The sequence below is a fragment of the Vibrio sp. M260121 genome, assembly GCF_036533715.1.
Taxonomy (GTDB): domain Bacteria; phylum Pseudomonadota; class Gammaproteobacteria; order Enterobacterales; family Vibrionaceae; genus Vibrio.
Genome location: NZ_JATABF010000009.1, coordinates 14,742 through 29,383 on the forward strand (window position 1 = coordinate 14,742; position 14,642 = coordinate 29,383).

General features: G+C 46.4%; 15 protein-coding genes. 7 read left to right on the plus strand and 8 right to left on the minus strand.

Annotated features, from left to right (window positions below; all coding sequences use genetic code 11):
- The first annotated feature begins 105 nt into the window (after positions 1-105).
- Both QTO06_RS07400 and QTO06_RS07405 read left to right on the plus strand, forming a co-directional pair.
- Positions 106-474, plus strand: coding sequence for a PilZ domain-containing protein (locus tag QTO06_RS07400; RefSeq protein WP_331407318.1), 369 nt, complete (start codon positions 106-108; stop codon positions 472-474).
- Between the two features lie 29 nt (positions 475-503).
- Positions 504-1,505, plus strand: a complete 1,002-nt coding sequence (locus tag QTO06_RS07405; protein WP_045379655.1) for a M23 family metallopeptidase — start codon at positions 504-506, stop codon at positions 1,503-1,505.
- Between the two features lie 68 nt (positions 1,506-1,573).
- Here QTO06_RS07405 and tyrA read toward each other — a convergent pair whose 3' ends face one another.
- From tyrA to nagZ, 3 genes are all read right to left on the minus strand, one after another.
- Entirely contained in the window at positions 1,574-2,701 is a 1,128-nt protein-coding gene (gene tyrA, locus QTO06_RS07410) for a bifunctional chorismate mutase/prephenate dehydrogenase (protein ID WP_077261881.1), read from the minus strand.
- A 25-nt stretch (positions 2,702-2,726) separates the two neighbouring features.
- A complete protein-coding gene (locus QTO06_RS07415) occupies positions 2,727-3,800 on the minus strand; it encodes a 3-deoxy-7-phosphoheptulonate synthase (RefSeq protein ID WP_331407319.1) in 1,074 nt (357 codons plus the stop codon).
- 239 nt (positions 3,801-4,039) lie between these two features.
- Positions 4,040-5,023, minus strand: coding sequence for a beta-N-acetylhexosaminidase (nagZ, locus tag QTO06_RS07420; protein WP_045369924.1), 984 nt, complete (start codon positions 5,021-5,023; stop codon positions 4,040-4,042).
- A gap of 100 nt (positions 5,024-5,123) precedes the next feature.
- Here nagZ and QTO06_RS07425 point away from each other — a divergent pair, with 100 nt between their 5' ends.
- Positions 5,124-6,236 (plus strand): anhydro-N-acetylmuramic acid kinase, encoded by a 1,113-nt coding sequence (locus QTO06_RS07425; RefSeq protein WP_331407320.1) that lies wholly within the window; start codon positions 5,124-5,126, stop codon positions 6,234-6,236.
- A gap of 61 nt (positions 6,237-6,297) precedes the next feature.
- The gene (gene murQ, locus QTO06_RS07430; protein WP_331407321.1) at positions 6,298-7,224 is read left to right on the plus strand and encodes an N-acetylmuramic acid 6-phosphate etherase; all 927 of its coding nucleotides are present in this window, start codon (positions 6,298-6,300) and stop codon (positions 7,222-7,224) included.
- A 69-nt stretch (positions 7,225-7,293) separates the two neighbouring features.
- Here murQ and QTO06_RS07435 read toward each other — a convergent pair whose 3' ends face one another.
- Complete coding sequence (locus QTO06_RS07435) at positions 7,294-7,623, minus strand: hypothetical protein (RefSeq protein ID WP_012127049.1); 330 nt, start codon at positions 7,621-7,623, stop codon at positions 7,294-7,296.
- A gap of 110 nt (positions 7,624-7,733) precedes the next feature.
- Entirely contained in the window at positions 7,734-8,075 is a 342-nt protein-coding gene (locus QTO06_RS07440) for a DUF2799 domain-containing protein (RefSeq protein WP_331407322.1), read from the minus strand.
- A 316-nt stretch (positions 8,076-8,391) separates the two neighbouring features.
- Here QTO06_RS07440 and QTO06_RS07445 point away from each other — a divergent pair, with 316 nt between their 5' ends.
- From QTO06_RS07445 to btsR, 3 genes are all read left to right on the plus strand, one after another.
- On the plus strand, positions 8,392-9,876 hold the full coding sequence (locus QTO06_RS07445) for a carbon starvation CstA family protein (RefSeq protein ID WP_331407323.1): 1,485 nt from the start codon (positions 8,392-8,394) through the stop codon (positions 9,874-9,876).
- Between the two features lie 139 nt (positions 9,877-10,015).
- Entirely contained in the window at positions 10,016-11,695 is a 1,680-nt protein-coding gene (locus QTO06_RS07450) for a sensor histidine kinase (RefSeq protein WP_331407324.1), read from the plus strand.
- 22 nt (positions 11,696-11,717) lie between these two features.
- Entirely contained in the window at positions 11,718-12,446 is a 729-nt protein-coding gene (gene btsR, locus QTO06_RS07455; protein WP_331407325.1) for a two-component system response regulator BtsR, read from the plus strand.
- 81 nt (positions 12,447-12,527) lie between these two features.
- On the opposite strand, the gene ispH is transcribed toward btsR, so the two are convergent.
- The 3 genes from ispH to lspA form a co-directional block, all read right to left on the minus strand.
- Complete coding sequence (ispH, locus tag QTO06_RS07460; RefSeq protein ID WP_005440578.1) at positions 12,528-13,493, minus strand: 4-hydroxy-3-methylbut-2-enyl diphosphate reductase; 966 nt, start codon at positions 13,491-13,493, stop codon at positions 12,528-12,530.
- Positions 13,494-13,517: 24 nt separating this feature from the next.
- Positions 13,518-13,949, minus strand: coding sequence for an FKBP-type peptidyl-prolyl cis-trans isomerase (gene fkpB / locus QTO06_RS07465; RefSeq protein WP_009707691.1), 432 nt, complete (start codon positions 13,947-13,949; stop codon positions 13,518-13,520).
- Between the two features lie 160 nt (positions 13,950-14,109).
- Entirely contained in the window at positions 14,110-14,616 is a 507-nt protein-coding gene (gene lspA, locus QTO06_RS07470) for a signal peptidase II (RefSeq protein WP_005440576.1), read from the minus strand.
- Between the last annotated feature and the right edge of the window lie 26 nt (positions 14,617-14,642).

The window sequence follows — 14,642 nt, forward strand, 5'->3', positions numbered from 1 at the left end:
ACCCAACTCTGTAGCTATCTCGACATTTTAAGAACAAAAATCGAACAAATTTTGTACTATTTGATATAGTCTTTCACTTGTTTGAATACTTTACGAGAAAGCTCTATGACGGAGAGACGACGCTTTTCACGCATCATCTACCAAGTACCTGCTCTAATTGAGCAAGGAAACTTGGCAATGCAAGCTACGATTCAAGACCTTTCATTGCATGGCTTGTTATTAAAAGTTGAAGATGCAAAACCGTTGGATTCATTACTTCCGGTAGAAGTGGGGTTCTCATTTATCCAATCAGAACAGATGATGCAGTTTAGTGCTGGTATCATTTCGATTGCAGGCAATGAGATTCGGCTAAAGATAAGTAACATAGACATCGAAAGTATTAGCCAACTAAAACGATTTATAGAATTGAACGTAGGCAATAACGAGCTTCTGAGTCGAGAGTTAGAGCATTTTTCCGATTTAGGAGAAAAATAAATTGAGCGCCTACTTTAGTAACAATAACCATGTCTAAAAAAATCATCATGCAGATCCCGACAAAAGACGGGAATCAGCAGTTTCATTTGGGTCGCCTTTCGATCCTAACCATCTGTGCATCCGTTGTTGCATTGCCCGCTGTCGTCGGCGGCGCATGGTATCTGAACCAAAAGCAAGTTCATGATACGCAAACCCTTAGTCAGACCATCGCTAAGCTTGAAAGTGAAAAAGCAGAGATCACTGCGCTTTACGAAGAACAATTGGATACCAACCACTCACTGTCTCAATCTCTGACGGACAAAAACAACCAGATTCAACTGCTAGGCAAGCGTGTATTCGACGTGGAATCTGTATTGGGTCTTGCTGATGAAGAGTTAGTGGGTGAAGAGAATAACCTCGCGTTAGAGGAACGTATCGATGCTGCCGCTATTGACTCGGCCGTTCGAGCCACCATGTTCCGTTTGATTCCCAACGATAGCCCGATGACTTATCAGCGCATCTCATCGCCATATGGCAGCCGAATTAATCCAATTTCGGGTAAACGTCATGTGCACACTGGCATCGACTTAACCTGTAAGCGTGGCGAAGAGATTCTTGCGCCAGCGGATGGTGTTGTAGAGACCGTACGTCCAAGTAATCGCGGTTACGGCAACTACCTAACGTTACGCCACTCGTTTGGTTTCTCAAGCTCATTTGCCCACCTCAATAAGTTCAGTGTAAAAAGCGGTGAGTTTGTCAGCAAAGGCGATGTGATTGCGAAATGTGGTAACTCGGGTAACTCAACCGGCCCGCACCTGCATTACGAAGTACGCTTCCTAGGTCGCACATTAAACCCACGTTATCTAATGGACTGGACACCGGAGAACTTCAACTCCGTGTTTGAAAAAGAGAAGATGGTGAAATGGGGCCCACTGGTTCAGTTGATCGACAATGTCGTTCGCCTGCAAATCAATCTAACCAACTCGCCATACCGTGATACCAGCATCAGCACAGTATCGAGTGAAGACAACAGTGGCACATCGACCAACTGATTTTTAAAAGCCTTCGAAATAGAAAAGAGCAGCCCGTGAGCTGCTCTTTTTGTATTTAGAACTGGTACTTATCCACGGTGGATATTGTCGTTCGCTTGTTTGAGTAGGTTCTGACTCTCATTCATAAATTGCTGTGAGTACTCACCAAACCAATCGCTCACTTGTTCAAAGCTTTCAACAAACTCGGCTTTATCTTTGCTATCCAGGATGCTTAACGCCTCACCGAAGCGTTGATGGAATCGCTTAATCATGTCGATGTTTTCTTGTGATGAAAGAATGATATCACCGTAAAGATTTGGATCCTGACCAAACAGACGACCTACCATCGCCAATTCCAAGCGGTAAATTGGTGAGCTCAGTTTTAGCAGTTGATCGATGTTTGGATTCTCTTTGCTTAAGTGCATACCGTAAGCGAAAGAAGTGAAGTGGCGCAGCGCCTGAATCAAGGTCATGCCATGGTCGTGCTCTTGCGCATCGATTTGGCACAAGCTTGCGCCCCAAATTCCAAATTGTTGCAATAGCCATTGGTATTGATCGCTACCACGACCGTCACAGTAGACAATCACCTGCTTCGCTAGGCTCGGTACATCTGGGCCAAACATTGGGTGCAAACCAACAACCGGACCTTGGTGCACATTCAACATTGCTTGCAGCGGCTTAGACTTGATAGAAGTCAGGTCACACAGAATGCAGTCTTTTGGCAGGTTACCAAGTTTTTCAATCACACCTTCTGTTAGGTGAATCGGCACAGTAACCACAACCAGGCCCGCATCTTTAAGGATGTCATCCGCGTGATCCCAATCTTTGCTGCCCAGCACCTTTACTTGGTAACCAGAGAGTTTGAACATTCGGCCAAACAGACCACCTAACTGGCCATTACCACCAATAATAACCACTGAGCGCAATTCTGGGTTCAAACACTTAAAACCGGAATCTTTCTCGCTGGCATAAGACTCACGCATGGTTCGACGAAGAATGTCTTCAATCAGCTGTGGAGGAATCCCCATTTTTTCAGCTTCAGCTCGTCGTGACGCCAGCATGGCAGCCTCACGATCTGGGGCGTAAATTGGCAAACCGTGTTCGCTTTTTACTTCACCCACTTTCTCTACTAGTGCTAAACGTTGTGCCAGTAGCTCCAACATTTGCTTGTCGACTGCATCAATTTGATCGCGTAATGCGTTAAGTTCAACTGCCATTGATGTTCCTTAAATAAGTTCCGTTTTAGCCTTTAAGGCGATTCTCTAAGAAAGGCACCAGCTCTTCGTGTGCGTGACGTAATAGTGCCTCAGTTGAATCCCAATTGATACATGCGTCAGTGATCGATACGCCGTATTTCATCTCTTCAAGTGCTAGGTCTGAAGATTGGTTACCTTCATTGATATGACTTTCAATCATCAAGCCGATGATTGACTTGTTACCTTCACGGATTTGGTGAATCACGTCTTCGGCAACCAATGGCTGACGACGGTAATCTTTGCGAGAGTTTGCATGGCTACAATCCACCATCAATGAAGCATCAAGGCCAGACTTCGCCATCTCTTGCTCACACTCGTTAACCGATACTGAATCGTAGTTAGTTTGCTTGCCGCCGCGCAGAATCACGTGACCATTCGGGTTACCTTGCGTAGTTAGTAGCGCTACTTGGCCCTCACGGTTAATACCCATGAAACGGTGGCTAGAAGAGGCCGCTTGCATCGCGTTAACAGCGGTTGCTAGGCTACCATCCGTACCATTCTTGAAGCCAATCGGCATAGAAAGGCCGCTTGCCATCTCACGGTGTGTTTGTGACTCAGTCGTACGAGCACCGATCGCAGCCCAGCTAAAGGTATCCGCAAGGTATTGCGGGCTGATTGGGTCAAGGGCTTCTGTTGCTAGTGGGATTTCCATCTCAGCCAATTCAACCAGCAGCTCACGACCAACATGCAGACCATGTTCAATGTCGAAGCTGCCATCTAGGTGTGGGTCATTGATCAGGCCTTTCCAACCAACCGTGGTTCGAGGCTTCTCAAAGTAAACACGCATTACAATATACAGTTGGTCGCTTAGTTGTTCAGAAAGAGCTTTTAGACGCTTAGCGTAATCCTTCGCTGCTTCTACGTCATGGATAGAACATGGTCCACATACAACGAGTAGACGATGATCTTTTTTGTGAATGATGTCAGCGATGGTTTGACGAGACTCTTGAATAAAACGACGCGCTTTTTCACTTAGAGGAAGCTTCACTTTTAGCTCCTCTGGCGTGACCAGTACTTGTTCTTCGCTGATGTTGATGTTGCTCAATTCACTTCTTTGCATAACTTTGACCTGTATATTTTTGTTTACACCCAACCAATTCCTTGGTGAGACAACTAAGCTTTATCGACAAGATAACAGGCTAAAAAAGAATTACAACCGTACACAATAAAAAACATTTAGTGTAAACTTTAATTTACACTAAAAGAAAAAGCCGAAGTGCGGAGCACTTCGGCCTTAAATGGATGTTTTTGAAAGTTTACGTCTCACCCTGAACAAACCATTATTCAGGGGTGAGATAGCTAGCCAACCAATCGCCTCATCGCTTCAGACGCATCTTTCCACTCTTGCGAAAGTTTTAGCTCGCTTAGAGAAAAGCTTTGCTTCTTCAACAAGGCATCTGCTCGAGGAACAGAAGTGATTGGTAGATTATCCAGCACCTCAACTTGCGCATCGCGCTTGTTGCAAACCAGCAGCATATCGCAGCCAGCGTTTAATGCTTGTGCGCCACGCTGAGCAGGGCCACCCATGATCGCAGCGCCCTCCATGGTCAAATCATCAGAGAAGATCAAACCTTTAAAACCAAGCTGCTGGCGCAGGATTTGTTTTAGCCAATACTCAGATCCACTTGCTGGTTGGTCATCATAATTTGGGAAAATGACATGAGCAGGCATCATCGCGTCTAAGATGCCAGCATCGATTTGCGCTTTGAAGATAGCCATATCTTGCTCAAAGATATCGCTACGCTCATCGTATGGTGTCTCTAGGTGTGAATCAGCAATCACGCCACCATGGCCCGGGAAATGTTTGCCCGTCGTCGCCATACCGACACTCTTCATGCCCTGCATATACGCGGTGCTGTGACGTAAAATGGTGTCCAGATCCTCACCAAAGGCACGGCTGCCAATCGCTTTACACTGGTGACCTTTATCCAATACCGGCGCGAAGCTTAGATCGATATCATGAGCAATAAGCTCTGCTGCCATCAACCAACCGCCCATGCGTGCCAGCTCTTCACTGTTTTGGTGTTTGGCGTATTCATCTGCCGCAGGAATCAGTGAAAAGCCTTCACGAAAACGCTGAACACGCCCGCCTTCTTGGTCAACACCAATCAAAATCGGACGTTTCGCCGCTTTGCGGATAGATTGGGTAAGAGCTTGAAGCTGCTCACTGTCGTGGTAGTTACGCGTAAATAAAATCAAACCACCAACCGTTGGATGCTCCAAAATTTCTCTGTCTTCTGCAGTCAGTTCATAGCCTGCAACATCAACCCATAACGGTCCCATTTTTTCTCCTCAAAATCGGCTGAATATCTCGTATTCGATGAGGTTATTCGCTTCAGAATTGCTTTACAATAAGTGAATCGAAGAATTGACGGAATTGGCTGTGAATCTTAACAAACTGTATATCGGTGTGATGTCTGGAACCAGTATGGACGGTGTCGATACCGCACTGGTTGAAATTGAAGATAACCGTGTTCGCTTGATCGCACACGATGATTACCCAATGCCCGCTCATATTAAGCAGACGCTACTGTCGGTTTGCACTGGGCAAGACACGAACCTTAAAGCCATTGGTGAACTCGACCATCAACTTGGCCATCTGTTTGCCGATGCGGTTTTACAGCTACTGGATAAATCCGGCTATTCCGCTGAGCAAATCCGAGCCATCGGCAATCATGGTCAAACCGTGTTCCACCAGCCAACAGGCGATCTGTCCTTCACCACCCAACTGGGTGATGCCAACATCATTGCAGTTAAAACAGGCATTGATACCGTGGCAGATTTTCGTCGTAAAGACATGGCGTTAGGCGGTCAAGGCGCACCACTCGTCCCAGCTTTCCATAAAAGTATTTTTGCCATGCAAAATTCCACCACTGTGGTACTTAACATCGGTGGAATTGCCAATATCTCGGTACTGCATCCTGAGCAAGCAGTGATCGGCTACGATACCGGCCCGGGCAACATGTTGATGGATGCATGGTGTGAGCAGCATACCGGACAAAGCTTCGACAAAGACGCGCAATTTGCTCTGCAAGGTAATACCGATGCCGCACTGCTCACTCAACTCTTAGCAGAGCCTTACCTCACCATGTCGGCGCCCAAGAGCACAGGACGAGAGCTGTTCAACATCGATTGGCTGCATCATCAGTTAGCTGACCACAATACCTCAACACAAGATGTACAACGCACGCTGTGTGAATACTCGGCGAAAACCATTGCAAGCGAAGTAGAGAAATTCACGTATGGCCAGCAGCCACAGCTGTTGGTGTGTGGAGGTGGTGCGAGAAATCCCCTACTGATGCAGCGTTTAGCGGAACTTCTGCCGCAGTGGCAAGTCGCAACAACGGATGATAAAGGTGTTGATGGTGACTATATGGAAGCCATGGCGTTTGCTTGGCTTGCTCAGCGACATATCGATGGACTGCCGAGTAACTTACCTGAAGTGACTGGTGCGAGCCGTCTTGCTTCACTGGGTGTGCTCTATCCTAAAAACTAAATTCGTTGTGCCAGAGACAGCGACAAAAAATCGAAATCAGTATTCAAAGGCTTAAACCACTATGACAAATGACGCGCTTATTGCTGCTCTTGCCCATCTTGTATCAGAGGGGCGCAACCCAGATACGATGGATATCGATTTATTGCCCTCTCTGGACATTGTTCAGAGACTGAATCAGCAAGATAAACTCGTACCGCTTGCGGTGGAGAAAGTACTACCAGAAATCGCACTCGCGGTAGATAAGATCACCGACGCGTTTAAAGTCGGCGGTCGTCTGGTTTATATGGGCGCAGGCACCAGCGGTCGTTTAGGTGTGCTTGATGCATCGGAATGTCCACCAACATTTGGCGTATCTGACAAGATGGTGGTTGGTCTGATTGCGGGTGGTCCAGAGGCGATTTTAAAAGCGAAAGAAGGTGCGGAAGACTCGCCAGTTTTAGGTGAGCAAGACCTAAAAGATATCGAATTCACAAATCTGGATGTTGTCGTAGGCATCGCTGCAAGTGGCCGAACGCCTTATGTCATTGGTGGTTTGGAATACGCAAACGAGATCGGTGCAACCACAATAGCGCTATCTTGTAATCCAGATTCTTCAATCGCCGACATTGCCGACGTCGCAATTAGCCCTGTTGTTGGCCCTGAAGCATTGACAGGCTCAACACGTTTGAAATCAGGTACCGCGCAGAAACTGGTTCTGAACATGCTGACTACTGCCAGTATGATCCGTTTGGGTAAGAGTTACCAAAACCTGATGGTTGATGTGAAAGCAACCAACAATAAACTCGTTGCACGCGCCGCTCGTATCGTGATGCAAGCGACCGATTGCAGCAAAGAACAAGCAACCGAAGTACTAAAACAAACGGATTATGAAGTGAAGTTGGCGATCTTAATGATCCTGACCGATCTTGATATTGAATCTGCTCGCGCGCATCTCCATCACCAAGACGGTTTCTTACGTAAAGCGGTGGAAAGCCATCAGCCTAAATAGTGGAATGATAGAGTCCAAGCAAACAAAAAGGAGACCTCAAGGTCTCCTTTCTTATTCTGATATCAAGATTTAGTCTTCATATAACCATTCATCAAACTCTTGGTTAAGCTTGTCATTTGCTTTACGTTTGATGTGATCGGGGTTCGTTATGTTCTTAACGTTATCCACTTTATTGGTGTACTTACGCGTGGTTTGGTTTACTTCACGCTTGACCTGATTCTCCACATAAGTGCCATCGGTGATCTCTTTGATATTGCGCTTAGTGTGATTGATGGTGTTGGTAATACGATGCTTGTCATGATCGTACTTACGCTTCATCTTTATCGACTCTTTCAATACATTAGTCGCACCAACCGTTAGGGGAAAGAGCGCCAATGCGACCAAAAAGATCTTTTTCATGTTTCTATTTCACTTCTGATTGAATCTGATATCACCAGTACAGCAAAGCAATAAAATTCAAATGTCAGAAGATCAACAAGCAAAACCACAGTCTTGATTATGAAACAGATCTAGTTGCTGTATTCGTTCCAGCCACGTTGCCATTCCATACGGAATTTTTGTGCCCCAGGCGTTCCCTCACATACACCTTCATAATACTGGCCAGACAGACCCATTTGGTAAGCGAAATCTGGATTACAGTATTCTGTTACACCTTCTAGGTAGCCTTGGTCGTAGTCACCTTGCTTAGCATTACCGAGCTGATTGAGCTCTTTCACCGTACGAGAGGTATGCCCTGCAATACCATCTTGATAACCGATCTGATACCAATCACCAGATTGCGCCAATTCTTCCGTGGTTGCCGCACATCCAGCGAGTAAAGCCAGCGCCAAGCCTAACGTTGCCTTTTTCATGATTCTTCCTTAACTAGTTGTTTTCCCAACAAGCTTATCACTAAAGCCTGTGCTTTGCCGCTGCTGTGTCAATTTTGCCTGCGAGTTTCTCCTACAACCACTCACGGTACATAACGACCACTGAGTACCGAATTTCACCGCTTAACGGATATTCCGACCACTGAGCAAACGATAAAACCACTTAATCCTTATATCGACCACTCGCTTCTCTATTCGACCACTCATCCACAGAGCGAATGCGCTTAACAAAAGGGACGAATAAGATACATCCTGAGCTTAAAAAATTACCCTACCTATTAAACCAAGGACAATTGCTATGATGTGGTTTCTAACCTGTGTCGCAGCCCTCATCGGCGGATACTTCATCTACGGCGCTTTCGTTGAGAAAGTTTTCGGTATCAATGAGAATCGCCAAACGCCTGCCCATACTAAAACGGACGGTGTTGACTACGTTCCAATGTCAACCAAACGTGTTTACCTTGTTCAGCTACTTAACATCGCTGGTGTTGGCCCTATCTTCGGTCCAATCATGGGGGCGCTATATGGCCCAGCGGCAATGCTGTGGATTGTTGTAGGTTGTATCTTCGCAGGTGCGGTACACGATTACTTCTCAGGCATGCTTTCTGTTCGTAACGGTGGTGCATCCGTACCAACAATTACGGGTCGCTACCTAGGTAATGGCGCAAAACACTTTATGAACATCTTTGCCATTGTCCTATTGCTTCTCGTTGGTGTGGTATTCGTATCAGCACCAGCAGGTATGATCACAAACCTAATCAACGACCAAACCAGCTTTAGCGTAAGCATGACAACCATGGTTGTGTTGATTTTCGCTTACTACATCATCGCGACAATTGTTCCTGTAGATAAAATCATCGGTCGTTTCTACCCATTGTTCGGCGCACTACTGATCTTCATGTCTGTGGGTCTAATGACTGCAGTTGCGTTCTCTAGCGAGCACACGGTAATGGGCGACTTCCAAGTAAGCGATATGTTCACTAACTTGAACCCGAACGATATGCCTCTATGGCCTGCACTATTTATCACTATCGCATGTGGTGCTATCTCTGGCTTCCACGCAACTCAGTCGCCACTGATGGCACGTTGTATGGAAAACGAGAAGAACGGTCGCTTCGTATTCTACGGTGCAATGATTGGTGAAGGCGTTATCGCACTTATCTGGTGTGCTATTGCTCTGTCTTTCTTCGGTACACTTGACGGTCTTGCAGAAGCTGTGAAAAACGGTGGTCCTGGTAACGTGGTATACAGCGCATCATTTGGTCTGCTAGGTGTATTCGGTGGTGTGATTGCTTTCCTTGGTGTTGTTATTCTGCCAATCACATCAGGTGACACAGCATTCCGCTCAAGCCGTCTGATTCTTGCTGAATACTTCGGTATGGAACAGAAAACAATGCGTAACCGTCTTCTAATGGCTGTACCACTATTCGTTATCGGCGGCATCCTGACTCAAGTAGACTTCGGTATCATCTGGCGCTACTTCGGCTTCGCAAACCAAACAACAGCAGTAATGATGCTTTGGACTGCGTCGGCTTACCTACTACGCCACAACAAGCTGCACTGGATTACGACAGTACCAGCCGTATTCATGACAACCGTATGTGTGACTTTCATTCTAAACAACAGCACACTAGGTTTCGGTCTGCCAATGCAAATCTCGACTATCGCGGGCGTTCTATTCGCACTAGCGGCAGCAGGTTACGTTATCAAGATTTCTAAAGGCAAAGGCGAGACAGAACTGGCTGACGAAGAGAAACCGCAAACAGCCTCAGAAACTGCATAATGAATACCTTCGCTTGCTAACCGATTCATTATCAATGTCTGGATAAACCAAGAGCCTGCCGAACGCAGGCTCTTTTTTTTTTCTCTTCGAAGATTTAATTCACTTACAATAAAAACATCATTTTTAGGTTAGGTTCGTTATGGAACTGGTCATCTCCCTTTTACAACAAATGTGTGTTTACTTAGTGCTGGCTTACATGCTGAGTAAAACGCCGATCATTTTGCCTCTACTGAGCATCTCCTCTCGCCTCAGCCATCGGCTCATTTGTTATGTGCTCTTCTCTGGCTTTTGTATTCTTGGCACCTACTTCGGATTACAGATTAACGACGCCATCGCTAATACACGTGCTATCGGAGCAGTAATGGGTGGCCTGTTTGGTGGCCCTGTCGTTGGTTTCGCGGTGGGACTAACGGGCGGTATTCACCGTTACACCCTTGGTGGTTTTACGGATTTAGCCTGCGCTATTTCGACTACAGCAGAAGGCTTGATTGGTGGCTTGCTGCATGTTTACCTCATCAAGCGCAACAAAGGTGCGATGCTGTTTAATCCAAGCGTGGTATTCAGCGTGACTTTTGTAGCGGAAATCGTACAGATGATTCTGTTGCTCGCCGTTGCCAAGCCCTTCGACCAAGCCTATGAGCTGGTTTCAGCGATTGCGGCTCCGATGATCATTGCTAACTCCGTTGGTGCCGCTCTGTTTATGAGTATTTTGCAAGATCGTAAAACCATTTTTGAAAAGTACTCAGCAACCTTTTCCCGCCGTGCATTGAGCATTGCCGATCGCTCGGTCGGTATTCTGAGTACTGGCTTTAACAGCGAAAACGCCGATAAGATCGCCCGTATTATTTATGAAGAAACAAAGGTCGGCGCGGTCGCTATTACCGACCAAGAGAAGATTCTGGCTTTCGTTGGTATCGGTGATGATCATCATAGGCCAAATACTCCTATTTCATCGCAAAGCACACTCGATTCAATGGAGAAGAATGACATCATCTACCTTGATGGCAGTGAACGCCCTTATCAATGCTCATTAGCGAAAGATTGTAAGTTGGGCTCTGCGTTGATCATTCCTTTGCGTGCAGGTAAAGAGGTAGTGGGAACCATTAAACTCTATGAGCCAAAACGCAAACTGTTTTCAACAGCCAACATGTCAATGGCGGAAGGCATCGCTCAGCTTCTTTCCAGTCAGATCTTATATGGTGATTATCAGCAACAACAAACCCTGCTGGCTCAGGCAGAAATCAAACTGCTGCACGCACAGGTGAACCCACACTTCTTGTTTAATGCGCTAAACACCATCAGCGCCATTACTCGTCGAGATCCAGATAAGGCGCGAGAACTGATCCAAAACCTATCGCACTTCTTCCGCAGTAACTTAAAGCAGAACATCAACACCGTGACGCTAAAGGAAGAGTTGGCACACGTGAATTCCTACTTATCTATAGAAAAGGCACGCTTTACTGATCGCTTAGAAGTTGAAATTGATATTGAACCAGAACTTTTGGATATCAAGCTGCCGAGCTTTACTCTTCAACCGCTCGTTGAGAACGCCATCAAACATGGTATTTCCAATATGTTAGAAGGCGGCAAAGTGAAGATTTACAGCCAAGCTCACCCACAAGGTGCACTGATTACCGTAGAGGACAACGCAGGAAGCTATGAGCCACCAAAAGAGAATCATTCTGGTTTGGGGATGGAAATTGTCGATAAGCGCTTATCGAATCAATTTGGGCGTGATTCAGCGCTAAAAATTACCTCTCAGCAGCACCAATTTACTAAAATGAGTTTTATCATTCCCCACTCGCGATTAGTACAGTGAAAACGCACAAAGGTAGTCTTGGATGTTAACCGCACTCGTCATTGATGATGAACAATTTGCTCGTGAAGAGTTAGCAGAGCTATTGGATGAAACAGGCCAGATTGAGGTGATTGGCGACGCGTCAAACGCCATCAAGGGGCTAAAGAAGATCAATGAGCTCAAACCTGATGTGGTGTTTCTCGACATCCAAATGCCACAGGTGACGGGCATAGAGCTGTTGGGCATGTTAGACCCAGAGACCATGCCTTACGTGGTGTTTGTGACCGCCTACGATCAATACGCTATCCAAGCCTTTGAAGACAACGCGTTCGACTACTTACTCAAGCCCGTTGACCCATGCCGTTTGACAAAAACCGTCAAGCGCCTGAACAAAGTAATGAGTCAATCCGCGCTCACTCAGCAACTATCAGCCATCGCGCCCGAGAGCCTAGACCAGATACCTTGCATTGGACACAACCGCATTGTGATCATGGCAACCGAAACGGTTGAGTGTGCTTACAGTGACATCAGTGGAGTACATGTACGTTCCACCAGCCAAACAGCCAGCACACAGCTCACGCTAAAAACCTTGGAAGAGAAAACCCCATTGGTACGTTGTCATCGACAGTATCTGGTTAGCATCAAAGCCATCAGCGAGATTAAGCTGTTAGAAAACGGATTGGCCGAAATCATTACCAAAACAGGTTTTGAGATCCCGGTGAGCCGTCGTTACCTAAAGGTGCTCAAAGAGCTTTTGGGTATCAGTCACTAAGCGCAAATTCTGGCGAAATCGTGTAGAAATTCCCAATGAAAAAGGCGACCTTGTGGTCGCCTTTTTGGTGTTTGATTGGTCTTAATCGACTTGCTTGATTTGCAGTTCTTTTGGTACTTCGAAGAACATGTTCTCCTCACGACCAAGCACTTCATCAACTGCTTCTGCGCCAACCAACTCTTTAATGCGATCCAAGATTTGATTGACCAACTCTTCTGGTGCAGATGCCCCCGCCGTCACGCCAACTTTTACTTTACCCTCAAACCACTCAGGCATAATGTCTTCTGGGCAGTCTGTTAGGTAACCTGGTGTGCCTAGCTTTTCAGCCAGTTCTTTTAAACGAGTTGAGTTCGATGAGTTTTTAGAACCCACGACAACCATCACATCAACATCAGCAGAAAGCTCACGCACCGCATCTTGGCGGTTTTGCGTCGCGTAACAGATGTCATCTTTACGAGGACCTTGAATGTCTGGGAATACGCGGCGTAGCTCTTCAATTACGTCAGCGGTTTCATCAACAGACAGTGTCGTTTGGCTCACGTAGTGCAGATCCGATGGATCTTTCACGATCGCTTTTAGCTTCTCAACATCGGCTGGCGTTTCCACAAGGTACATGCCACCTGTATCACTTGAATACTGACCCATCGTGCCTTCCACTTCTGGGTGACCAGCGTGACCAATCAGTACCACTTCCATATTGCGACGGCTTGCACGTGCCACTTCCATATGTACTTTGGTTACCAGCGGACAGGTTGCATCGAATACTGTTAGGTCACGAGACTTCGCTTCTTGACGAACGGCTTGAGATACACCATGAGCGGAGAAAATCACAATGTTGTTGTCTGGCACTTCGTGCAATTCTTCAACGAAGATAGCACCACGCTGTTTTAGACCTTCAACCACAAAACGGTTATGCACCACTTCATGTCGAACATAGATAGGTGGCTGATACATCTCTAGCGCACGCTCTACGATGCTAATCGCGCGGTCAACACCAGCACAGAAACCACGTGGGTTAGCTAACAGGATTTTCATTTCATTGCTCATGGAAGTTATCTTTTATTTGGTTCGCTATTCTACTGACAAAATTTCGACTTCGAAAGTCACGTCTTGTCCCGCGAGTGGATGGTTGAAGTCCACAGTTACTGAGTCGCCAGCAATCTCAGTAATGATGCCCGGGATTTCCATTCCATCAGGACCGCTAAATGCCATGATCGTGCCGACTTCAACTTCCGCTTCGCCAACAAATTTAGTGCGGTCCATATGGTGGATATGGTCTGGGTTCGGCATGCCAAAAGCGTCTGCCGCTTTTAGTTCAATTGCCTTTTGTTCGCCTACTTGTAAGCCTAGTAGGCATTGCTCAAAGTTCTCACTCAAGCTGCCGTCGCCCATAATGAACTTAGCAGGCTTGCCCATATTATGTGTGCTGTCCGCTACAGAGCCATCTTGCATTTTGATGGTGAAGTGCAGCGTTACTGCTGAATCTTGATTTATTGTTGTCACGTTACTGCTTCCTTGTTCTTGGGTTTCCTGCGCTCTATCTGATCACGTACTGTGATTGCTTTTTATTGTACGAAGATGCGCGGATTGGGCTCCAACATAATAAAAAGCGTCGTCCGAATCAACGGACGACGCTTAGGGTTATTCGATATATCGCAAAAGATTACTTGTCAGCGTCCTTTTTGCGGAAGCCATCAAGAATGATCATTGCCGCACCAATACAGATAGTTGTATCTGCAAGGTTGAATGCTGGCCAGTGGTAGTTACCCCAGAAGAAGTCTAGGTAATCAACAACAAAGCCGTGAACAACACGGTCAAACACGTTGCCCACTGCACCACCAATAATCAGTGCGTAAGCGATGTTGTTCCACTTTTCTTTGGCTGGAAGCTTGCTCATCCAGTAGGTCAAAAGACCTGTCACAACAAACGCAATACCTGTGAACAACCAGCGTTGCCAACCCGCTTGATCGCTCAAGAAGCTGAATGCTGCACCGTAGTTATGAACATAAAGTAGGTTGAAGAATGGCAGCACCTCAATTCGGTTTGCCCATCCGTAGCCCATGTTGTCCATCACCACCAATTTGATGCCAATATCTGCAATAAATACCAGAATTGCTAACCACAGCCAGCGAACTCCAGATTGCTTTAACGTCAGTGCTTTTTCACTCATTACTTTACCTACAAACAGCCCCAGTA